Origin of the sequence: Streptomyces sp. NPDC093591 (genome assembly GCF_044764885.1) — a bacterium.
Lineage (GTDB): Bacteria > Actinomycetota > Actinomycetes > Streptomycetales > Streptomycetaceae > Streptomyces.
Map to the genome: position 1 here is coordinate 264,488 of NZ_JBIWIY010000016.1, position 21,382 is coordinate 285,869.

18 protein-coding genes, 1 tRNA gene and 1 pseudogene are annotated in these 21,382 nt (G+C 71.4%); 8 read left to right on the forward strand and 12 right to left on the reverse strand.

Features of this window, described 5'->3' with window-relative positions; genetic code table 11:
- Positions 1-141: 141 nt before the first annotated feature.
- From ACIREI_RS31630 to ACIREI_RS31640, 3 genes are all read right to left on the reverse strand, one after another.
- Positions 142-363, reverse strand: a complete 222-nt coding sequence (locus tag ACIREI_RS31630) for a zinc ribbon domain-containing protein (RefSeq protein WP_403339992.1) — start codon at positions 361-363, stop codon at positions 142-144.
- 18 nt (positions 364-381) lie between these two features.
- Positions 382-1,794 (reverse strand): hypothetical protein, encoded by a 1,413-nt coding sequence (locus tag ACIREI_RS31635; RefSeq protein WP_403340056.1) that lies wholly within the window; start codon positions 1,792-1,794, stop codon positions 382-384.
- Positions 1,795-2,074: 280 nt separating this feature from the next.
- Positions 2,075-2,884 carry a DUF4097 family beta strand repeat-containing protein gene (locus ACIREI_RS31640; RefSeq protein WP_403339995.1) on the reverse strand — a complete coding sequence of 270 codons (810 nt, stop codon included), beginning with the start codon at positions 2,882-2,884 and terminating at the stop codon, positions 2,075-2,077.
- Between the two features lie 268 nt (positions 2,885-3,152).
- Between ACIREI_RS31640 and ACIREI_RS31645 the strand changes: the two genes are divergently transcribed.
- A complete protein-coding gene (locus ACIREI_RS31645) occupies positions 3,153-4,877 on the forward strand; it encodes an IS200/IS605 family accessory protein TnpB-related protein (protein ID WP_403339998.1) in 1,725 nt (574 codons plus the stop codon).
- Positions 4,868-4,939 (forward strand) — tRNA-Val (locus tag ACIREI_RS31650). The genes ACIREI_RS31645 and ACIREI_RS31650 overlap by 10 nt, the downstream gene beginning before the upstream one ends.
- A 312-nt stretch (positions 4,940-5,251) precedes the next feature.
- On the opposite strand, the gene ACIREI_RS31655 is transcribed toward ACIREI_RS31650, so the two are convergent.
- On the reverse strand, positions 5,252-5,836 hold the full coding sequence (locus ACIREI_RS31655; protein ID WP_403340001.1) for a TetR/AcrR family transcriptional regulator: 585 nt from the start codon (positions 5,834-5,836) through the stop codon (positions 5,252-5,254).
- A 73-nt stretch (positions 5,837-5,909) separates the two neighbouring features.
- On the opposite strand from ACIREI_RS31655, the gene ACIREI_RS31660 reads away from it, so the two are divergent.
- Together ACIREI_RS31660 and ACIREI_RS31665 are read left to right on the forward strand one after the other, a co-directional pair.
- Complete coding sequence (locus tag ACIREI_RS31660) at positions 5,910-7,067, forward strand: FAD-dependent monooxygenase (protein ID WP_403340002.1); 1,158 nt, start codon at positions 5,910-5,912, stop codon at positions 7,065-7,067.
- A gap of 34 nt (positions 7,068-7,101) precedes the next feature.
- Positions 7,102-7,642 (forward strand): annotated as a pseudogene (locus ACIREI_RS31665) (IS5/IS1182 family transposase); the annotation flags it as partial.
- A 14-nt stretch (positions 7,643-7,656) separates the two neighbouring features.
- Here the strand turns inward: ACIREI_RS31665 and ACIREI_RS31670 are convergent.
- Together ACIREI_RS31670 and ACIREI_RS31675 are read right to left on the reverse strand one after the other, a co-directional pair.
- Complete coding sequence (locus tag ACIREI_RS31670) at positions 7,657-8,001, reverse strand: hypothetical protein (protein WP_403340005.1); 345 nt, start codon at positions 7,999-8,001, stop codon at positions 7,657-7,659.
- Positions 8,002-8,096: 95 nt separating this feature from the next.
- Entirely contained in the window at positions 8,097-9,032 is a 936-nt protein-coding gene (locus tag ACIREI_RS31675) for a ketopantoate reductase family protein (protein ID WP_403340006.1), read from the reverse strand.
- A gap of 89 nt (positions 9,033-9,121) precedes the next feature.
- Here ACIREI_RS31675 and ACIREI_RS31680 point away from each other — a divergent pair, with 89 nt between their 5' ends.
- Positions 9,122-9,355 carry a DUF2277 domain-containing protein gene (locus ACIREI_RS31680; protein ID WP_274238571.1) on the forward strand — a complete coding sequence of 78 codons (234 nt, stop codon included), beginning with the start codon at positions 9,122-9,124 and terminating at the stop codon, positions 9,353-9,355.
- Positions 9,356-9,397: 42 nt separating this feature from the next.
- Here the strand turns inward: ACIREI_RS31680 and ACIREI_RS31685 are convergent, their stop codons facing one another.
- The 5 genes from ACIREI_RS31685 to ACIREI_RS31705 form a co-directional block, all read right to left on the reverse strand.
- Positions 9,398-10,018, reverse strand: a complete 621-nt coding sequence (locus tag ACIREI_RS31685; protein ID WP_403340009.1) for a DedA family protein — start codon at positions 10,016-10,018, stop codon at positions 9,398-9,400.
- A 278-nt stretch (positions 10,019-10,296) separates the two neighbouring features.
- Positions 10,297-10,734, reverse strand: a complete 438-nt coding sequence (locus ACIREI_RS31690; RefSeq protein ID WP_403340012.1) for a DoxX family protein — start codon at positions 10,732-10,734, stop codon at positions 10,297-10,299.
- A 90-nt stretch (positions 10,735-10,824) separates the two neighbouring features.
- On the reverse strand, positions 10,825-12,765 hold the full coding sequence (locus ACIREI_RS31695) for an FAD/NAD(P)-binding protein (RefSeq protein WP_403340015.1): 1,941 nt from the start codon (positions 12,763-12,765) through the stop codon (positions 10,825-10,827).
- 524 nt (positions 12,766-13,289) lie between these two features.
- On the reverse strand, positions 13,290-14,945 hold the full coding sequence (locus ACIREI_RS31700; protein WP_403340018.1) for an alkaline phosphatase D family protein: 1,656 nt from the start codon (positions 14,943-14,945) through the stop codon (positions 13,290-13,292).
- 110 nt (positions 14,946-15,055) lie between these two features.
- Positions 15,056-15,700 carry an HNH endonuclease family protein gene (locus ACIREI_RS31705; protein WP_403340021.1) on the reverse strand — a complete coding sequence of 215 codons (645 nt, stop codon included), beginning with the start codon at positions 15,698-15,700 and terminating at the stop codon, positions 15,056-15,058.
- 478 nt (positions 15,701-16,178) lie between these two features.
- Between ACIREI_RS31705 and ACIREI_RS31710 the strand changes: the two genes are divergently transcribed.
- Entirely contained in the window at positions 16,179-16,760 is a 582-nt protein-coding gene (locus tag ACIREI_RS31710) for a TMEM165/GDT1 family protein (RefSeq protein ID WP_403340024.1), read from the forward strand.
- A gap of 269 nt (positions 16,761-17,029) precedes the next feature.
- Complete coding sequence (locus ACIREI_RS31715) at positions 17,030-17,707, forward strand: HAD family hydrolase (RefSeq protein WP_403340026.1); 678 nt, start codon at positions 17,030-17,032, stop codon at positions 17,705-17,707.
- Between the two features lie 259 nt (positions 17,708-17,966).
- Here ACIREI_RS31715 and ACIREI_RS31720 read toward each other — a convergent pair whose 3' ends face one another.
- Positions 17,967-18,866, reverse strand: coding sequence for a peptidoglycan-binding protein (locus ACIREI_RS31720; RefSeq protein ID WP_403340029.1), 900 nt, complete (start codon positions 18,864-18,866; stop codon positions 17,967-17,969).
- A gap of 300 nt (positions 18,867-19,166) precedes the next feature.
- Here ACIREI_RS31720 and ACIREI_RS31725 point away from each other — a divergent pair, with 300 nt between their 5' ends.
- The gene (locus tag ACIREI_RS31725) at positions 19,167-21,221 is read left to right on the forward strand and encodes an MDR family MFS transporter (protein WP_403340032.1); all 2,055 of its coding nucleotides are present in this window, start codon (positions 19,167-19,169) and stop codon (positions 21,219-21,221) included.
- The last annotated feature ends 161 nt before the right edge of the window (positions 21,222-21,382 follow it).

Here is a 21,382-nt window from a genome sequence, read left to right on the forward strand (position 1 = left end):
GCGGGCGGCTGCGGGTCGTGTGTGGCTCGTCGCGCAGTTCCCCGCGCCCCTGGGTTGGCTGAGCTGCAACCGCGCCAAGGGGCGCGGGGAACTGCGCGACAAGCCCTCACGCAACCCGCAGACAACAATGCACCGGTCTACCTAGCCACAACAGCCCCCACCACAACACCCACCGCCCCCGCCGCCGGCAGGCCTCGGCGCCGCGGGGGCGCCGGCCGTGCCGCCCACAGCCACCGTCGACAAAAGCTTCACCGTGTCGTCATGCCCCGCAGGGCACGCGGCCGGCGCGGACGACTCCGCCATCGGCCGGCTCAGTTCAAACGTGTCGCCGCAGCTGCGGCAGCGGTACTCATAGCGAGGCATACGCACAGGTTAGCCCCGTCAGTGCCCGCCCCCGCGCTCCTCACGGATCTGCGCGACCACCCGGGCCACCGTCCGCCGCACCGCCTCCGTCTCGGTCAGGAAGTGCCAGTAGTCCGGGTGACGCCCCTCCAGCGTGCCGACCGCACGCTCCAGCCGGGCGACCGAGTCGTCCAGCGGGCGCGCATGCCGCGGATCGGGCGTGTTGCGGCCCGCCATGGCCAGCCGCTGGGCGTCCCGGATCGCGAAGCGGGTCCGGTCGATCTCCTGCTGGGGATCCTTCTGCACGGCGTTCAGCCGGCGCAGCCGGTCCCCGGCGGCGGACACCGACTCGTCGGTGCTGTTCAGCAGCGCCCGGACCGTCGACAGCAGCGCGGTGGCGTCCGGCCAGCGCTGCTCGTCACGTGCGGCCTGCGCCTCCTTCAGCTTCACCTCGGCCTGCCGTACGTTCTCCCCGGCCCGGTCCGGGACGCTCTGCAGGTCCTGCCAGCAGGCCGCCGTGAACCGCCGCCGCAACTCGCTCAGCACCGGCTCGACCTGCCCGGCACGGGTGGTGAGCGCCTGCGCACGCGTCCGCAGCGACACGAGCCGGTGATCGATCTCGGCGGCCCTCTCCGGCAGCCGCTCGGCCTCCACCCGGACGGCCTCCGCCTCCCGAGCGACCCGGTCGGCACGCTCCAGCGTCTGCGGCACACCATGCTGCCCGGCGCCCTGGTTCAGCTTGGTCAGCTCCGGGGCGAGCGCCGCGAGCCGGGCGGCGAGATCGTCCGCCTTCAGCCCCGACCCCCGTACGGCGTCCAGGGCGTTCGAGGCGGCCAGCAGGCCCTGCCGGGCGCGTTCGACGGCCGGGGCGAGCCGGGCCAGCTGGGTCTCGGCCTTGCCGAGCAGCGGACCGAGCCCCTCCTCGAACCGGTCCAGGTCCTGCTTGACGCGACCCAACTCGTCCTTGGCCTGCGTCAGCTCGGTGCGGGCGCGGGCGGCGGCCGAGGCCTCCAGGTCGTCGCGGTCGAGGTCGTGCGCGTCGACGGCCTGGATGTACTGGTGACTGGCCTCGTCGATACGCCGCCCGAGCGCCTCGAAGTCGGTGATCGCACGGCGGGCGGCGGGGGAGTCGTCGACGGCCGTGATCGTCTCGATCGAGATCCGCAGGTCCCGCTGGGCGGTGTCCAGCTCGTAGAACGCGGCCGCCGCCGCGTCCTTCGCGGCCTGCGCCTCGGCCCGCTGACTCTCGGCCCGCCCACCGAACCAGCGCCGCGTACCCCCACCGGCGAAGGCGGCGGGCAGGGCGAGCGCGATGACGAGGGGCAGGGTGACGAGGGCGAAGGTGTCCCGGAGGGCCCCGCGGGCGGCGCGCGGGACGCCGCGGACGGTGCGGCGAGGGGCGCGAGCCGCGTCGCGCGGACTGCGGACCGTGTTGCGCGGAAGGGGAACCAGGTCGTACGGGCCGCGAACCAGGTCGTGTGCGCCGCGGGCCGGGTCATGAGGCACGTGGGCCGTGCCGCCAGGGAGGTGGGCCGTGTCGAACGCGTCGCCGGTCGGGTCGCGAGGGACGCGGCGTACGGGCTGCGGGACCTTCCGCGCGGGATGTCCCTGCGCGCCCGGTACTGACGGCGAGTTCGGCTGCGGAGGTGTCGCCGTCACATCCCTCTCCCGTGCTGTCATTCGCCCTGCCCGGTTCATTCTCCCACCGGTTTAGGACGAACACACGGGCCGGTTAGTTCGCGGTTCGCACCGTGACTTTTCCATCGCCGCTACGGGCGGAGACCACATGGGAGCTGGTGTTGTCCCGGGGCACGGACACATCCACCGCGCCGTCACCGGTCTCGGCCGACACGCGGTACGTCGCCCGAGGCAACTCGATCGTCACCGAGCCGTCGCCGCTGCGGGTCTCCACCAGGTCCGGCACGGTGCCGAGTTCGAGCCGGACCGAGCCGTCCCCGGTCCGCGCCCTCACCTGGCGCGAGGAGACGTCGGAGACGTGCATGGAGCCGTCGCCGGTCCTCAGGTCCAGCGGACCACTGGAGTCGGTGACCCGCACGGACCCGTCCCCGGTACGAATGCTCAACGCGTCCCGGAACCCGCGCGCCCGCACACTCCCGTCCCCGTCCTCGACCTTCACGGTGACCCCGCGCGGCACCTCGATCCGGTGCTTGGCCGAGCAGTTGGCGATCATGCCGGAGCACTTCTCCCGCAGCACCAGCCGGTCGTCCTCCATCGACCAGGTCACCTTGGGATCCGAGCCGACCACGACCGACCCCTCGAACCACCGCGTGACCTCGACCGCGCCGGCCTTGTTCCCCTCGGCGGCGACGATCTCCAGCGCCGAGTCGTCGGAGTCGATGGTCAGGGTCCTTCCCTCCAACGCGAACGACCGATGCTCGGGTTCCTTGTCGTCCCCGGCAGCGGCCCCGCATGCGCTGACCCCGGCAAGAAGCACCACGACGGCCCCGGCGACGACGGTGACGCGGGCGGCACGGCCAGTACGGGCGGCACGGGCGGTGCGGACGGGCACGGTACGGGCCATGACGATCTCCCCCTGAGACTTCCCTGGGCCGGTCTTGGTGGCCCGGGATTGCGACGGTGCTTCGACCGTACGGATCCGGGGTTCTGCCAGGGATCCGGCGTGCTACCGGATTAAGGGTGGGGCTAGCCCCCGGTGCTGCGGGCTGTGTGAGGTGGCGCACGTGGACCTGTGGGGCGGGACAAGCGTTCTTGCATCGAATGAGTGACCTTTCCGGTGGGCGTTCGTTGGATGTGATGAAGGGATCTTCGGGGTCGGTGGGGGTGATCGGGTGGGTGGCCTGCGTGAGTTGGCCGCGTCGTTCGTGGTGCCCGGTCCAGCCGGGGTGTCGATCCGGGCGCGGCTGCGGGTGTCACCGCAGGACGCGGCGGTACTGACCGGGGTCGGCATGTTCCTCGGTTCGCTGGCGTCAGGGGATTTGGCGACGCGATCCCGGCAGGGGCGGGTCCAGGATGCTGCCTCCTGGGCTGAGCGGAAGCGGGCGCTGACGGTGTCCTCTTCGGCACGGTGGGCGGGCAGTGTCACCAAGGCCACGGACGATCAATGGGCGCTGGCGAGACGTGGCCAGGGTGCAGAGATGGCCTGGCTACGAGGGCAGATCACGCGGATCGAGGCCCGGCTTGCCCGCCCGCTGGGTCTCAGAGGAGATAAGCGGGCCGGGTTGGTGAGTGGCTACGCCACCAGGACGGAGTGGCATGCCAAGTCTCGCCGTCTTCGTGTCCTGCAGGACCGGTTGTCAGCCCTGGAGTCGGACTGGATGGCGGGCCGGGTGCGCGTGGTGCGCGGCGGCAAGACGCTCGCACGCAGGCGTCATCATGTGGACGAAGCAGGGCTGAGCCGACAGGCATGGCGGGAGCAGTGGCAGGCCGCCCGGATGTTCCTGGCCGCGGATGGGGAGACCGGCAAGCGCTGGGGCAACGAGACCATCCGTGTCACCGATGACGGACAACTGTCGATCAGGCTTCCGGCTGCTCTTGCCCATCTGGCCAATGCCCCGCACTGTCGCTACGTGTTCGATGCAACTGTGGCCTTCAGGCATCGGGCCGGGGAGTGGCTGGACCGGATCGCCGCCAACCGAGCGGTGGCCTATCGCGTCCACCACGACGTCCTTCGCGGCCGGTGGTACGTGACTGCCTCCTGGAAGCGTATGCAAGCCCCGGTGCTGCCACTTGAGGCAGCCCTGGCTCATGGTCTGATCGCGGTGGACATGAACGACGACCACCTCGCCGCCTGGCACCTCGACCTGCACGGCAACCCCGTGGGCGAGCCCCGGCGCTTCTCCTACGACCTGTCAGGCAGCGCCCATCACCGGGACGCCCAGATTCGTCACGCGCTCACCCGGCTGCTGTACTACGCCCGCAGGAGCGGGGTGGCGGCGATCGCAATCGAGGACCTCGACTTCGCCGAAAGCACGAGCCGCGAGCGGCATGGCGGGAACAAGCGTTTCCGCGCCCTCCTCTCCCGCTTCCCCACCGCCAAGCTCAGGGCCAGGCTGGTTTCGATGGCCACCGAGCAGAACGTCGCGGTGGTCGCGGTGGACCCGGCCTACACCTCCCGATGGGGTGCCCAGCACTGGCAACAGCCGTTGGCCACCTCGCGGCGTAAGACCACTCGCCACGACGCTGCAGCCGTGGCGATCGGACGGCGCGCCCTCGGGCATCCGATCCGGCGACGGACGGCACCGCCCCCGCACGACCGGAGAGATTGTGCGGGGCATCGGACCGCCCAGGCCGGACCGGAGTCCCGAAGGCGTGAGGGACCCCGCCCCCGCGCCCCTGGACCACGGACACGATCCGTGTCGCCCGGAAGCGGAGCGAAAGCGGGCGACCAGCGTGCCCAACACCGCTCGGGGCACGCGGCTGGGTGGGAGTCCTGGGATCGGGACGCTCCCGCCCGGTCTCCAGGAAGAGAGCTGACCTCCTGTGCGGACCGCGATATCGGTTTGCAGGACAGGGCCCGGGACAATGTAGGCTGTCGACTCGTCCCGGGTGCGTAGCTCAGTGGTAGAGCGCCTGCCTTACAAGCAGGATGTCGGCGGTTCGAAACCGTCCGCGCCCACAGGAACCAAGTAGCAGGAAAGACCCCCCAGGATTTCCCCGGGGGGTCTTTCCTATGGGGCCAGGCGGGACGAGGAAGCCGCGACTCGTCCTTGCGCGCCAAACGGAGGCTCCTCGTCACCCGCGCGATGACGTAGCTGTACAGCGAGTCTCGGGCCTCATCGGTGTGGACCGCATACGACTGGGGCAGCACCGGCACCTTCCATGCCTGCTCGATGCGGTCGCCGCACGCGATGACCTGGAGCGCAGGCGGCGGAGGCAGATGACGTCGCTGGCAGTACGAGCAGGGCTTTATGGCGGAGTGCTCTGTTGCTCAGGTCGGGGCCGGGGTGGCTCGGTCCTGGCGTAGGGCAGCGGCGACCAAGCCTTCGAGAGCCTCGCGCGGCACTTCGCCTCCGTTCACCAGCCGGTCGAAGACGAGTCCGTCGATGCAGGTCAGCAGAGTATGGGTGCGGTTCTCGACGTCCGTTACACCGTGCTCGATGAGGAACAGGCGAACGGCTTCCCGGCCGGCGTTCTCGCGAGGTATGAGAATCTCGCGCAGCTCCGGGTCGCGCACGCTCTCGACGTAGCAGGCATAGCGGGCGAGTGAGCGGCGGCGGCCCTCGCCGGTGAGCCGCCGTCGGGTGAGCAGCGCCATGCCGTTCACCAGTTCCTCGACGGTGCGGAGGGGTGGAAGCCGCTCGGCTGTGGTCTGCAGTTCAGCCTGATCGAGTTGGACCAGCCGGGTGACGAGTCCGGTGAGCAGTGCGGCCCGGGTGCGGAAGTATGCCGACGTGGTGCCCGGCGGCAGGGCCGCTTTACGGTCGACTGCCCGGTGGGTCAGGCTGCGGATCCCTTCGTCGGCGAGTACGTCGAGAGCCGCGTCCGCGAGGAGGACGCGCCGATCAGAAGCCATGCTTCCTTTCTACACCCGTAGAGGGCGGGTAAGGTCGCCTTCTACAGATGTAGAAAGAAGCCAGGGGTTTGGCGTGGGCAACACGGCAGTGGTCGTCGGAGGGGGCATCGGTGGGCTTGCCGCCGCGATCGGTTTGCGCCGTATCGGCTGGCAGGTGACGGTCGTCGAACGCGCGGCCGTGCTCGACGACGTGGGGGCAGGCATCTCGTTGGCCGCCAACGGCCTACGGGCCCTGTACGAACTCGGCGTGGGCGCGGCGGTGCGGGCGGTCTCGCGAGGCCAGTACACCGGCGGCACCCGCACACCAGAAGGTCGTTGGTTGGCCCGAATGGACGGCGTGGCGCTGGAGAAGGCGGTCGGCATGCCGATCATGGGCATCCCGCGCTCCACCCTGCACCAGTTGCTTCGCGAGTCCCTGCCTGCCGAGGTACTGCTGATCGGTTCCGAGGCCGACTCGGTCCAGCAGATCGGCCCCGGGATAGTTCGAGTCGGCTGCGGCGATACGATCCTGGACGCCGAACTGGTGGTGGCAGCCGACGGCATCGGCAGCAAGGTGCGCAGCCTTCTCTTCCCATCACACCCCGGCCCCGTCTACGGCCGCTCGACGGTGCTGCGTGCCATCACCGAGCAAGCGGTCGAACTACGCACCGACTTCGAGCTGACCTGGGGGCAAGGCGCCGAATTCGGGCACATCACGTTCCAGGACGGGCGGGCCGAGTGGCATGCCGTCCTCAATCTCCCCGCCGGGACACGGTTCGCCGACCCGCTGGCCGAACTGCGCCGCCGGTTCCACGGCTGGCACGACCCGATCCCCGCCCTGCTCAATGCGACCCAGCCAGACGCGGTGCTGCACCACGACGTCAACGAACTCCGGACGCCGCTCCCCTCGTACACCGTCGGCCGGATCGCGCTGCTCGGCGACGCGGCACATGCGATGACCCCCAACCTCGGACAGGGAGCCTGCCAGGCTCTGGAGGATGCGGTCACCTTGTCCGCCTCACTCGCCGCCGAGCCCACCGTCGAGGCCGCGCTCGCCCGGTACGACGCCGAACGCCGACCGCGCAGCCAGGCCGTCGCTCGGGCCGCCCGGCAGGCCGGGCGGATGGGCCAGCAGCTCTCCCACCCACTGGCCGTCGCCCTGCGCAACACGGCGATGCGGCTGACACCCTCCGGTGCCGCCGTGCGCATGATCCTTCGACACCACGGCTGGGTCCCACCACGGCTACGCTGACCGCGACTCGCGGCCACCCGTTCGGGAGTGGTGTCACCGTGACCCCGGGCGACCGCGCGTTTTGGAGGGTGCTCGCGGGAGCCGTGTACGTGTTGCAGACCGGTGGCGCGTGGCGACGTACCCGCCGAGCCGTCGGCTGCTCCGGGGCCACGGCTTGGCGCCGGCTTTGGGACTGGGCTGAGGTCGGCGTGGCCGCGCCTTCACGCCGCCTGCGGACAGGGGCTTCGCCCAAACCTGCTGGACCGGGATGACTAGGCGGCTGACGGCTCGCACGTCCGGGCTCAAGGGGGGATCATGTCGGCCCCTCACCGGTCGACGGCGCCGTCCCTGCTCCAGCCATCATCTGATCGTCGATCGCCGCGGAACTCCGCTCGCTGTCACGCTCACCGACGGCAACCGTCGCGATGTCATCCAGTTCCTGTTACTGAAGGGGGCCCGCCGATTCGGGGTCTGAGAGGGCGGCCCTGCCGTAACTCCGATGCCTGTACGCCGATTGGGGCTCCCACTTCGACAGGCACCGCTGCCTGCTGTGGAAGGGCGGCATCAAACTCATGATCGCCCGACGCTGCGTCTCGGGACCCTTCGCGTTTCAGTTCTCCGCCTCGGCGGGTGCCTCGTGGGCGTGCTTCAGCTTTGTGCGGGCGTCCACCCGTTCCGGTCCGGTGAGGTCCGACCAGAAGCGGTGGCCGCTGACGAAGACCGCGAGTTCGTGCTCGCGGTGCCGGAGCTTCTCCACCTCGGCCTGCTCGTCCTCCGTCCAGCCGGGGGAGGCGGGGCGCTCGACCTTGCGCCAGCCGTTGTCGTCGCTGAATCCGTCCAGGGGTACGACCGACCAGGGGAGTCGCTTCAGCAGGGCCGACAGCTCGGCCCGGACCTGATGCAGCTCCTCCTGGCCGGCGAGGAGGTCACTCGGAAAGTCATAGGGCGTAGCCACGGCCCAATGCTACGCCTGTTCGATTTTGGGTGGCGAGTTTCTTTGGGTGGTTCATGCGAACGAGTGTGTGAGTCGGTAAGGGCCTGATGGGGGGCCTAGTGGCCGACGGTCCTCAGCTGCTGTACCAGGCGGGTCGTCACCGGTGCGGGGGTCCCGTGCCGCTCCGCCGCGCGCAGCAACGCGCCGCCGATCGCGTCCAGTTCGAGGGGGCGGCCCGCCTCGGCGTCACGTTGCATCGACGACTTCGTGCTCGGTGGGAAGGCGTCGTAGCGGGCGAGCGCCTGGGCCGGGTCGGCGGGGCCGCCGCAGGCGCGGCTGACGGCTGCCGTTTCCTCGACGAGGGAGGTCAGCTCCTCGCGGTGGTGGGTGCGTACTTCGCCCAGGGGAAGGGCGTGGTGGGTGGTCAGCAGGGCGAACGGGGCCAGGAAGGACATCTTCGCCCAGAGTGTCGCCGTCTCGTCCTGGCAGACGCGGGTGGTGGGGCCGGCCGTGGCCAGGGCGTGGGCGAGGGTGTCGAGGCGGCCGCGGGGGACCGGGTCGCCGGTGAGGTCGATCTCGGCGAAGGGGCTGGCGTGTTCGATCTCCCCCGGGGCGATACGCGTCGACTCGGCGCGGATGACGGCGGGGGCGACGCGGTCGGGGCGGTAGCGGGTGCGGAGGGTCTGCGGGTGTTCCACGCCGTTCAGGAAGGGGACGATCAGGGCGTCGCCCGGCGCGGTGGGCGGGACGCGGGTCAGGGCGGCGTCGAGGGCGGTGGCCTTGACCGCGATCAGGCAGGCGTCGACCGGTTCCCGGAGCTCGGTGTCCGTCTCGACCTCTGCCGTGAACTCCCCGAACAGGCCGCTGCGGACGTGGATTCCGGTCGTACGCAGGGTCTTGGCCGTCTCGTCGCCGGCCAGGCAGATCACGCGGTGGCCGGCCCTGGACAGCAGGGCGGCGAGCAGGCCGCCTATGCCGCCCGGGCCGAGTACCGCCACGGTGAGACGGTCGGTCGGCGCGCTGTCGTTCGCCGCCGTGGGATGCGCCGTCATGTGATTCCTCTCGTCGGTCGGCCCCGTTGTGGTGGCCGCCTCGACGTGATCATGGCAGACAGGCCCCTCCCCGAGGGAGACTGTTGGACATGTGCCGCAGTATCAAGACGCTTCGTCCGCCCGCGTTGCCCGAAGAGGCGACGGAGGAGGAGATCCGGGCCGCCGCCCTGCAGTACGTGCGCAAGGTCTCCGGGTTCCGGGCTCCCGCCGCGCACAACCGGGAGGTCTTCGACCGTGCCGTCGATCTGATCGCCGAGGCCACGGCCGACCTGCTCGACGGGCTGGAGGTGCGTGGCGCCGCGCCGGCGCGCAAGGCCGGCTGACGCCTGACGCCTGGTGCTTCCAGCGGCCGGACCTGCGGGCGGCTACGCCGGCTTCCGGCGCATCACGTACGTCGCCCCCGCCCCCGCCGCGAACAGTGCCGCCACCGACACCGCCGTCGCCAGCCACGTCGCGCCCAGCCACTGGGCGCCGAAATAGCCGAGGGCCACGCTGTACGTGGCCCAGGTGACGCCTGCCAGGGCGGACCAGGGCAGGAAGTCGCGCGGGCTGCGGTGTGTGGCGCCGGCGCTCAGTGAGACCACCGAGCGGCCGGCGGGGGCGAAGCGGGCCAGGACCACCAGGGCGCCGCCGCCCCGGGCCAGGGCCGTGCCGAGACGTTCCTGCGCCGAGGTCAGGCGGCGGGAGCGGGCGATCGCGCGGTCCAGGCGGGCGCCGCCGCGCCAGGCGAGGCGGTAGGCGACCAGGTCGCCGAGGACGGAGGCCGTCGCGGCGCAGAGCGTCAGGGCCAGGATGTCCGGGACGTCGCCGGGGACCTGGCCGGTCGCGGCGCCCGAACCCGCGGCCGCCGCCGTCGCCGCCGTGATCACCAGGACGCCGCTCGGCAGGACCGGCACGAACACGTCCAGCAGGACCGACAGTCCGACCACCACGTAGATCCATGGGCTCGCTGTCAGCAAACCCACGTCCCCGAGACCCTCGAACACCGCAACTCCCCGTTTCCCCCGTGGCCAGACCGTGCCGCGACGTCGTGGGGGAGCGGCAGGGGCGGCCTATGACAGCCATACAGCGTACGCCCGGGGTCTGACAGGAGATCCATCGGGGGCTCGTGTGTTCGGCACAGGATGTTCACGCGGCTGTCGTGCGGACGAGCGCGGTGAAACGGCGCCCGTACCGCGTGAGCCTCGCGGATACGGGCGCCGTCGCAACGGGCCGGCCCGGGGCCGGGCGTGGGGCCGGGCCTGGGCGGATGCCTGAGCAGCCGTCAGGCGGCGACCGGCGTCTTGTCGGCCGCCGTCCTGCTCTCGGCGCCGGAACGCTTGGCGAACAGCCGGTCCAGGCCGAGCGCGCCGGAGCCGGTGAAGATCAGCAGGAACATGGCCCAGCAGTACATGGCGGCGCCTTCGCCCTGGTTCTCGATGGGCCACAGGGCCTGGGGCTGGTGGACCTTGAAGTACGCGTACGCCATGGCGCCGGAGGAGATGAACGCCGCGGCGCGGGTGCCGAGGCCGAGCAGGACCAGGCTGCCGCCGACGAGTTCGATCACTGCGGCGTACCAGCCGGGCCAGGTGCCGGCTTCCACGGTCCGGCCCCCGAAGGTACCGAAGAGCGAGTTGGCGCCGTGGCAGGCGAAGAGCAGGCCGACGACTATGCGGAAGAGGCCGATGGCGTAAGGCTGGGCGCTGTTGAGGCGTCCGGTCATGTGGGGGACTCCCTCGGTCTGGGGTCTGCCGTCCCTGTGAGGGACGGCGTGGGGACGGATACCGATCGGTAGGCCCCACGTTAGGTAGTCCTAATCAATGCTTGCAAGTTCAACATTCGGCCAAGAATCGACCCCGGAATCCCCTTCCGCCCCGTAAGTGGCCGCACGTAGCGCCGCCCTCGCCACCGCATCCGCGTCCGAAAGAGTGACCGAATCCACACCCGGCCGCGCCCCCGCCGCCGTCACCCAGTGCACACCCTCCGTAGGCACACCGAACGCGAAGCGCCTCGCGTGCGCCTGGCCCTGACGGTCGATCAGACGGTACGGCCGCTGCGTCACGTCCAGCCCTCCCGTCTCGTAACCGTCGACGGTGTGCGGGCGGCACTGCCCGGTCTTCAGCAGCCCGGCCAGCAGGTCGTCGGCGGTGCGGCGCAGGTCGGGCTCCGGCAGGCGGGCCTCTATCAGGGTCGTCGCCCGGACCGTCGAGCCGGGCACCTCGGGCGAGTGCGCAACCCATGCCCCGTCCTGCGCCCGCACCTCCAGCCGGGGCCCGAGCACCTCCACCACGCCCGCCTCGATCAGGGCCGTCAGCTCCTCCACGCGCCGGCGGGGCGGGCCGATGGACAGGAAGGCGTTGAGCGGGGTGTACCAGCGGTCCAGGTGGTCCCGGCGCGAGGTGCCGGTGAGGCCGCCGTGGTCGACGATCAGCCGCAGCTCGTTGCGCAGGTCGCGCAGCACGTCGAGGGCCGACTTCAGTGGGCCGCGCACATTGCCCCGGGCGGCCTCGGCGGCGTCCTCGCGCAGGTGGGCCAGCAGCCACGCGCGCCACCGCACGGGATCCGCGACGTCGCACTCCGCGTAGGGGCGGGAGATCCGGTCCCAGCTCCAGCGCTCGTGCTCCGGGACGCCGAACTCGTCGAGCAGGGAGGGTTCTTGAGGCTCGCGGTGCGGGACGGCGAGGAAGCGTGCGGCGAACTCCGGCCGCCGGGCCGGCGGTATCAGCGCCGTGTAGTAGACCGTCTCCACCTCCTTCGCCACCAACGGCCATATCTCCGCGAGGAAGTCCGGCGCCTCGCCCGAGTCCGCGCGCTTGCGGAACCCGGCGATCACCTCCGGGGTCAGGACGAGCGGGAGGTGACGGCCGTACGGCCCCTTCGCGTTGTCGCCGCGCGCCTGGTACGGGATGCCGCGGCGCGAACCGGCGTACAGGCGGGGCTCGTTGCCGGACGGGACGTAGCGGAGTTCTTCGCCGGTACGTACGAAGCGGCCGCCGCGGCCCGTGGTCAACAGGGCGATGTGGTCGAAGAAGTTGAGGCCCAGGCCGCGCAACAGCACCGGTTCCCCCGGGGGTACGGGGGAGAGGTGGACGTCGGCCGGGTTCGCGGGCGGTACGTAGCGCAGGCCGTGGTGTTCGGCGTACGCGGCGAGACGGCGCTGGGGCGCGTCGGCGGCCGTCGGCAGATGCCCCTGTGCCAGGACCACGGCGGACAGGCCGGGCAGGGTGCGGCCGTCGTCGAGGGTGAGGACCTGGCGGCCGTCGGGCGCGTCGTCGAGCCGTACCGCACGGGCCGCGTACGTCTCGACGCGTATCGCCGGGGGCGCCTCGCGCACGACCTTCGCGAACACCCACTCCAGGTACCGGCCGTAGTGCGCACGGGTCGGGTACTCGTCCGGGCCCAGCGCGCCTGCCGCCCAGTCGTAGAGGCTGGGGCCGGGCCGGACCGGGCCCGAGCAGTCCACGCTGTCGTCGGTGAACAGCGTGACCTGTGAGGACACCGTGTTCATCAACAGCTCGGACGACTGCGCGGTCCGCCACACCCGCCCGGGTCCGGGCGGCGCCGGGTCGACCACGTGGACCGTGAGGCGGGCGCCGGGCGGGAGGAGCTCGGGAGCCGAGGCGCAGAGGCGTTCCAGAACGCTGGTGCCGCGGGGGCCGGCGCCGACCAGGGCGACGGAGACCGTGGGGGACTCCGGGGTCGGTACGGAGGTCGGTACAGACAAAGGGGTGACTCCCGGGCGTGTGGGGCGCATTGGAGCGATCCGCAGGATGGAAGCGGACGGTCCGGCTCATCATGCCGTCGGGAGTGGGGCGAACCGAGACCCGGGGTGAGCGAGTGTGGGATGCATCACGAGCATCACGTGCCACGTGGGTCGCAAGCGGTGGGAAAGGGTTGATTATGGGGCGAGGGTGGATGGATGGCGCGTTGGGTCGGGGGTGATCGCGCGTCAACGGGTTGGGTCACGTGTCGAGTCGGGGGCGTCACGTGGCGGGTCTGGGGCGTCATGTGGCGGGTCTGGGCTGATCGTGGGCGAGGGTGACCGATCAGCGGCGGGTCCGGGCCGGGCGCGTGCCGAGCCAGGGTCGATGGTGGGGCGGATAGGACCTGCGACGTGGCAGGGGATGAGCTGATCGTGGGCGAAGGGGGCAATCACGGGTGAGGGCGGGCCGATCAGGCGGTGGGTCCGGGGCGGTCGCGTGTCGAGGCAGGGCCGAGGCAGGCCCGTTATGGGGCGAGGTCGGGTCGTGGGGTGGGGCAGCGGTGAGTGCGGGTCGGTCACGGGGCGAGTTCGGACTCCGCCACCGTCCGCAACCGTGCCCCTGTGCCGCGCCCCTCCGCACCCCGTCCCGCCCGCGCCTGCTCCAGCCGCAGCCGTGCCGAACGTCCGCGCAGCGTCAGGGTCATGAGCTGGTTGCCGAACCAGGGGCCGCCCGTCCTGCGCCAGTCGATCGGTGGCCGTGGACAGCCTCCGTGTCCCGCGAACCACCGGCCGAGCATCCGCGCCACCCCGCTCCAGCCGAAGCGGAAGCCGAGCCGGATCGCCAGGTGGATGGCGTTGTGGACGGGCGAGCAGGTCAGCTGGAAGACGCGGGCGTCGGGGCCCTGCCCCCTCGGCCAGGTCGGCTCGGCCACGTACGCGTGATGCACGTCCCCGGAGAGCACACATACCGTCGCCGGCGCCTGCGCCCCCGAGCCGGCCTCGGCGATGAGTTCCGCCAGCGCGTCGAAGGACGACGGGAACGCCGCCCAGTGCTCCAGGTCCGCCCGTCGCCGCAGATCCTCCCCGAACCGCGCCCAGCGCTCCCCGCGATCGCCCCGGCACAGGGCCGCGTTCCACGCCTCGGCGTCGTGCACCAGGTGCGGCAGCAGCCAGGGCAGGGACGTACCGATGAGGAGGTGGTCGTACGAACCGCGATCGTCCAGCGCCTGCTCGCGCAGCCACCGCGCCTCGCCCGGGTCGAGCATCGAGCGCGCGTCCTCGTCGAGCACCCGGGCCGCCCGCGTGTCCACCATCAGCAGCCGTACGCGGCCGAAGTCGCGCCGGTAGCTCCAGCGGACGGAGGCCGGTTCGGCGTCGGCGCGACAGGCGAAGTCGCGCAACAGGTCGGTACCGTCCGGGACTTCGCGTACGGCGGCGAGGAGCGGGTCGGCGGCCAGCTCGGCCGGGGAGAGGTTCCCCAGGTGCTGGTGGACCCAGTACGACATCAGTCCGCTCAGCAGCCGCTCCCGCCACCACGGGGTGGCCCGCATGTCGGCGAGCCAGGCGGCGGAGGTGTTCCAGTCGTCGATGACGTCGTGGTCGTCGAAGATCATGCAGCTGGGGACGGTGGAGAGCAGCCAGCGCACCTCCGGGTCGAGCCAGGACTCGTAGTAGAGGCGGGTGTACTCCTCGTAGTCCGCGACCTCGTCGCCCGGCGGTTCGCTCAGATCGCGCCGGGCGGCCAGCCAGTGCCGGGTCGCCTTGGAGGTCTCGTCGGCGTACACCTGGTCGCCCAGCAGCACCAGCACGTCCGGCCGCTCGCCGTCCGGGTCGGCGGCGATCCGGGCGGCCAGTGTGTCCAGGGCGTCCGGGCCGACCGGGTCCTCCTCACCGGCCGGCGGCGCGGCCCACCGGCAGGAGCCGAAGGCGAGGCGGACGGGATCGCCGTCGGCAGGGGTGCGGATGACGGAGTCCGGGAACGGGGAGTCGGGCAGCGGCCACACGCGTGTGCCGTCGAGGAGGACCTCGTAAGACTGTGAGGATCCCGGGGTCAGACCGGTCACCGGGATCAGGGCGTAGTGGTGGCCCGCGATCTGGAACGTGCGGGACGTGCCGTGGGCACCCTCCGCCCCGCGCACCTCGGCGGCGCACGGACGGCTCGCCTCGACCCAGACGGTCGCCGCCGAGCCGTCGGCGTACCTCAGCAGTGGTCCCAGGCGCAGTTCGGCCACGTCATCGCCCCTCTCCGTCGCCCCGTACGGTACGGAACGACGGAGGGGAGCGGGGAGGTTCCGCAGGTCACGGTTTGCCGAACTCCGTCAGCTCACCGTCGGTGCTCTGTTCAGCAGCTCGCGAGGTAGTTCGTCAGGGCGGACTTCTCCGCCGAGTCGACCGAGAGGTCGTAGTAGTACTTCACCTGGACCCAGGCGCGCACGTAGGTGCAGCGGTACGAGCTGACCGACGGCATCCAGGTGGCCGGGTCCTGGTCGCCCTTGGCCTGGTTCACGTTGTCGGTGACGGCGATCAGCTGCGGGCGGGTCAGGTCGTTGGCGAAGGCCTGGCGCCGGGAGGTGGTCCAGCTGTCGGCGCCGGAGTCCCAGGCCTCGGCCAGCGGGACGAGGTGGTCGATGTCGACGTCGGAGGCGGCGGTCCAGGTGGCGCCGTCGTACGGGGAGACCCAGCGGCCGCTGGTGGCGGCGCAGGCGGAGTCCTGGACGACGTTGGTGCCGTCGCGCTTGAGGACGACCTCGCGGGTGTTGCAGGTGCCGGACTGGGTGATCCAGTGCGGGAAGAGGTCGCGGTCGTAGCCGGTGCGGTCCTCCGTGGCCACGGTGAGCTGGGCCAGGTAGCTGCGGGCGGTCGCGCCGCTGACGGGCGTGGGGAGCGCGGCGGAGGCGGTCGGGGCGTTGAAGAGGGCGACGGAGGCTATGAGGCCGCTGAGGGCCGCGAGTATGCTGACCCGTCGACGCGCGTAGAACTTCGACATGCGAACTCCCTTGGGAGGTGGGGGTGTTGGCGTGCGAGCGATGGAATGCTCGCGGCGCCGTGTTGCGGGGAGGTGTGCGTCCGGTAAGAAGCTAATGACGCGCACATGACACGACAAGGTTGAGTGCGGCACTTTCTTCCTGTGAATCGCTCGGCGGGGCGTTCGGCAGGGCGTTCGGCAGGGCGTTCGGTGGAGCCTTCATGGGCCGTTCGGCGGGCGTTCGACGGCGTCGCGTACGATGGGTGGCGCAGAAGGGGAGTAGCTCTTCGCCGGACCGTCGACATACTGCTCAGCTCGCCTGAGCCGGCGCCCGGAGGCGGACCTCGTCCATGAGGTCGGCCAGCGAGACCTTCGGCAAGCAGTGCACGCCCGTGTCGTACGGCACGGGCGACGAGTGTGCTGCCGTGCCGAGGTGTCGCAGCGCAGTGAACGCACTGACAATGCTCTCGGTGGGGCGGCCCCGACCGATTGAGGAACCTTGATCAGCTTCACCGTGACGGCGGTCGTCTTCGGCGTCGTCTTCCTCGCCGAACTGCCCGACAAGACCGCGCTCGCCGGGCTCGTCCTCGGTACGCGCTATCGCGCCTCCTACGTCTTCGCCGGTGTCGCCGCCGCGTTCGCCGTGCATGTCGCGCTGGCCGTGGCGGCCGGCAGTGTGCTGACGCTGCTGCCGCAGCAGATCGTGCACGCGCTGACGGGTGTGCTCTTCCTGGGTGGCGCGGCCGTGCTGCTCATGAAGGGGGACGAGGACGAGGGGGAGATCCGCAAGCCGGAGAACCAGTCCTTCTGGAAGGTGTCCGGGGCCGGGTTCATGCTCATCCTGGTCGCCGAGTTCGGGGATCTGACCCAGATCATGACGGCGAATCTCGCCGCGCGTTACGACGATCCGCTGTCGGTCGGGCTCGGTGCGGTGCTGGCGCTGTGGGCCGTGGCGGGGATCGGGATCGTCGGGGGGAAGGCGTTGATGCGGCGGGTGCCGTTGCGGCTGATCACCAAGGTGGCGGCGCTGGTGATGCTTGGGCTCGGGGTGTGGAGCCTGTGGGAGGCGGTCACCGGGTGACGCGGCGGTGAGGCGCCGGTGGGGTGGCTGTGAGGTGGTGGCAGGCAGTGAGGCGGTGGTGAGGCCGGCGGTGCGTCGTGGGTGGGCCTGGGGCGAGCTGAACTGTCGGTGAACTGTTTCCGGAGGCGGTAGCGGGAACGGGCTTCGGTTTTGTACCGTGGGGGAACAAAGTGGTTCCCGCCCGTTTTCCCTGACCGGCGGGCGGGGCCACCTTGTCCCTCCCGGGGGCCACCCCTGTACCCCCGGTGCCCCTCGCCCTGGAGCTGCCGATGCCGGCCACCACCGTGCCCACCACGCCCACCGTGCTCACCGCTCGTGCCCTCCTGCTCGACATGGACGGCACCCTCGTCAACTCCGACGCCGTCGTGGAACGGATCTGGCGTCGCTGGGCCGAACGGCACGGGCTGGACGGGGACGAGGTGATGAAGGTCGTGCACGGGCGCCAGGGGCACGCCTCGATGGCGCTGCTGCTGCCCGACCGGCCGATGGAGCAGAACCACGCGGACAACGCCCGCATGCTCGCCGAGGAGACGGCGGACGTGGAGGGCGTGGTGCCGATTCCGGGGGCGCCGGAGTTTCTGGCCTCGCTGCGGGGCGTGCCGCATGCGCTCGTGACGTCGGCCGATGTCGCGCTGTCCACGGCGCGGATGGCTGCCGCCGGGCTGGAGCTGCCGGAGGTGCGGGTGACCGCGGAGTGCGTGGGCGCGAGCAAGCCCGACCCCGAGGGGTTCCTGAAGGGGGCCGCGGAGTTGGGGGTCGCGCCGGGGGACTGTGTCGTGTTCGAGGACTCGGGGGCCGGGATCGAGGCGGGGCGCTCCGCGGGGATGCGGGTTGTGGGGGTCGGGGCGCGGGCCGGGCTCTATGCGCCGGACGTGCTGGTTGAGGATCTGCGGGAGGTGCGGGTCGAGGCTGCGGTAGGTGGGGGGATTCGGCTGGTCATCGCCTGAGAGCTCGGGGCTGTCGGTTCGACGGCGGCTGCGGGTGGTGTCGGGCCGGTCGCGCAGTTCCCCGCGCCCTGGGTTGGTTGCAGCGCGGGTCGGCTCGACTGTCAACGGCGCTGCAGAGCACCCAAGGGGCGCGGGGAACTGCGCGACCAGCCACACATGACCCGCGGCCGCTGGTGAACGGGAAGTCCCGCCTGCTTGGGCGAACAACCCGCGCAACAGTGCCGCCGACCTCGCAGGTCCCGGCTCGGCCGGCGCAGCGTCACGGCTCTGTCGTCTCCGACTCCAGCTTCTCCCTCGTCACCAGGTCGTACACCCCGTACTCCTCCGCCTGGATCCCCCGCGCCCACTGGTACCTGCTGACCGCGTCCTCCACGCCCTCGTTGTAGCTGCCGCCGGGTTTCCTCGTGTAGAGGCCGAGTTGGGTCAGGCGGAGTTCCAGTTCCGTCACCTCGGGGCCCCGGTCGCCGCGGCCCAGGGTCGGGGGCTCCGGCTCCCGGGCGGCGGATTCCTCCTGGGCGTCCGGGGCCTCGGTCGCCGAGGGCGGTGGCGTGGGTTCGGTCGAGCGTGACGGTGTCGGGGACGGGCTCGACCTCGACGGCGACGGTGAGGGGGACGCGCTCCGGGCGGGCGACGCGGGCGCGGGCGGCGGCGCCGGACGCGTCGGCGTCCCGGTCGGTGACGGCTCCTCGGACGGCTCGCTCGTCGACGGGACCGGGACGCTCGCCCGTACGTCGTCCGGCAGTGCCGTGTCCCGTGACGGCGCCTCGTAGCTGAACAGGCCGCTCGCCAAGCCGGCCGCCGCCACCACGGCCACGAGCGCTCCGCCCACGCCCAGCAGGGCGATACGCGTACGGCGGTGACGGGTGCCCTCGCCCCCGGCGCCGGTCCCGGTGCCCTCGTCGCCCGTGGCCGTGTCCGGCTCGAACAGGCTCAGGTCCCATGCGCTCGGTGCCGTCGCCGGCGGGGACAGGGGGGTGGGGAGTGCCGAGGTCGGGTCGGTGGGCGGCGGGGCGGAGGGCGGAGAGGTCGGCGGTATCGCCCGTAGCGGCATCGTTTCGCCGTCGCCCTCCAGCTCCACGTACGGGCGTATGCGCAGCGGGTCGAAGTCCTCCGCCGCGGCCGCCTGTGCCGTACGGGCGTCGCGCAGGGCCTCGGACACGCGCTGCCCGCAGCCGCACGACGGGGTGTGGTCGGCCGCTCTCGGCGCACCGCACTCCGGGCAAAGGTGGCCATTCGGGCTATCCGGGTTTTCCAGGCCTTCCGGGCCCTTTGCTTCCTCGGTTCCCCTCGGCTCCGTCACGCGTTCGTCCCCTCCCCTCGCGAACTCCCCAGATTATGCAGACGTTCCTCACGCCGCCTCCCCAACCCCCGGAAGGGCCGCTTCCAAACGGACTCGACAGGCCATAACGGGGCACAGCGATCACGATGGGAGGGGTAACGACTCGCTCGGGAGGTCTTCATGACCGGGGACGCGCACGGTATGACGGGAAATGTGCGTGACGCGCAGCCCCCGAAGCGGGGAGTCGAGACGCACGAGAACGTGCCCGGCAACGTCCTCGTCTCCATCGGCGCGCTGCTCCTCGGCATGCTGCTCGCCGCCCTCGACCAGACCATCGTGTCGACCGCGCTGCCGACCATCGTCAGCGACCTCGGCGGTATGGATCACCTGTCGTGGGTCGTGACCGCGTATCTGCTGGCGTCCACCGCCGCGACTCCGCTGTGGGGCAAGCTCGGTGACCAGTACGGGCGCAAGCGGCTCTTCCAGATCGCGATCGTGATCTTCCTCGTCGGTTCCGCGCTGTGCGGCATGGCGCAGGACATGGCTCAGCTCATCGCCTTCCGGGCCGTCCAGGGGCTCGGGGGAGGCGGACTCATCGTGCTGTCCATGGCGATCGTCGGTGACATCGTCCCGCCCCGTGAACGCGGGCGGTATCAGGGGCTGTTCGGGGCCGTGTTCGGGGCGAGCAGTGTGCTGGGGCCGTTGCTCGGTGGGGTGTTCACGGAGCATCTGAGCTGGCGGTGGGTGTTCTACGTCAATCTGCCCGTCGGGGTCGTCGCCCTTGCCGTCATCGCTGTCGTGCTGCGTATCCCGCGCAGGTCGACGCGGCATGTCATCGACTACCTCGGTACGTTCCTCATTGCTTCTGTTGCCACCTGCCTGGTGCTCGTGGCGTCCCTCGGCGGGACGACGTGGGGCTGGGGGTCGGTGCAGATCGTCGGGCTCGGCGTCCTCGGGGCTGTGCTCGCCGTCGCGTTCGTGGCCGTGGAGCGCACGGCCACGGAGCCGGTGCTGCCGTTGAAGTTGTTCCGTGTGCGGACCTTCACGCTCTCCGCCGTCATCAGCTTCGTCGTCGGGTTCGCCATGTTCGGCGCGATGACCTATCTGCCGACGTTCCTGCAGGTCGTGCAGGGGGTCAGTCCGACCATGTCCGGTGTGCACATGCTGCCGATGGTCGTCGGCATGCTGCTGTCGTCCACCGGGTCCGGGCAGATCGTCAGCCGTACCGGGCGCTGGAAGGTGTTCCCGATCGCCGGGACCGGGGTCACGACGCTCGGTCTGCTGCTGCTTCACCAGCTCGACATGGACAGCTCCACCTGGGAGATGAGCGTCTACTTCTTCGTCTTCGGGCTGGGGCTCGGGCTGGTCATGCAGGTGCTGGTGCTGATCGTGCAGAACGCCGTCTCGTACGAGGATCTCGGCGTCGCCACCTCCGGGGCGACGTTCTTCCGGTCCATCGGGGCCTCGTTCGGGGTCGCCATCTTCGGCACGCTCTTCGCCAATCGGCTGGACGACCAGCTGGTGGAGGCGTTTCGAGGGGTGCGGCTGCCGGCCGGTGTCTCGCTGGAGGGGCTCGAGGCGGATCCGCGTGGCATCGCCGAGTTGCCTGCTGTGCTGCGGCCGGCCGCGCTGGAGGCGTACGCGGTCTCGATCACGGATGTGTTCCTGTACGCCGTTCCTGTGGCGCTGGTGGGGTTCGGGCTGGCCTGGCTGCTGCGGGAGGACAAGCTGCGGGGGTCCGTGACCGCGCCTGACGTGACCGAGACGCTGGCCAGTAATCCGGTGGAGCGGTCGTCGTACGACGAGGTGTGCCGGGCGTTGTCCGTGCTCGGGACGCGGGAGGGGCGGCGGGAGGTGTATCGGACGATCATCGAGCGGGCCGGGTACGACCTGCTGCCGGCGGCGGGGTGGCTGCTGCTGCGGATCAAGAAGTACGGCTGGGTGGAGCCGGCCGTGCTTGCGGAGCGCAGTGCTGTGCCGCTGCCTGTGATCCTTGACGCCGCTCGGGAGGTGGAGGTGCGGCGGTTGGCTGTGCGGGAGGGGCTGGATCTTGTGCTGACGGAGAGGGGGCGGGAGGTTGCCGAGCGGTTGGCTCGGGTGCGGGAGGAGTCGTTCGCGGAGATGTTGGGGGACTGGTGGGGGCCGGAGCGGCCTACCGATCTGGTTCAGTTGGTGAAGGAGCTGAATGAGGAGTTGTGCGGGTCGGATCGTGAGCGGCCTGCCTCCGGCGGTTGAGCGGGGGGTGCCTGCGGCGGCCCGTTGCTGTTCGGTGGGGGTGCGTGTAGCGCCTTTGGGTGCGTTGTGGGTCGGGGCCGGGGGGGGGGGGGGGGGGGGGGGGGGGGGGGGGGGGGGGGGGGGGGGGGGGGGGGGGGGGGGGGGGGGGGGGGGGGGGGGGG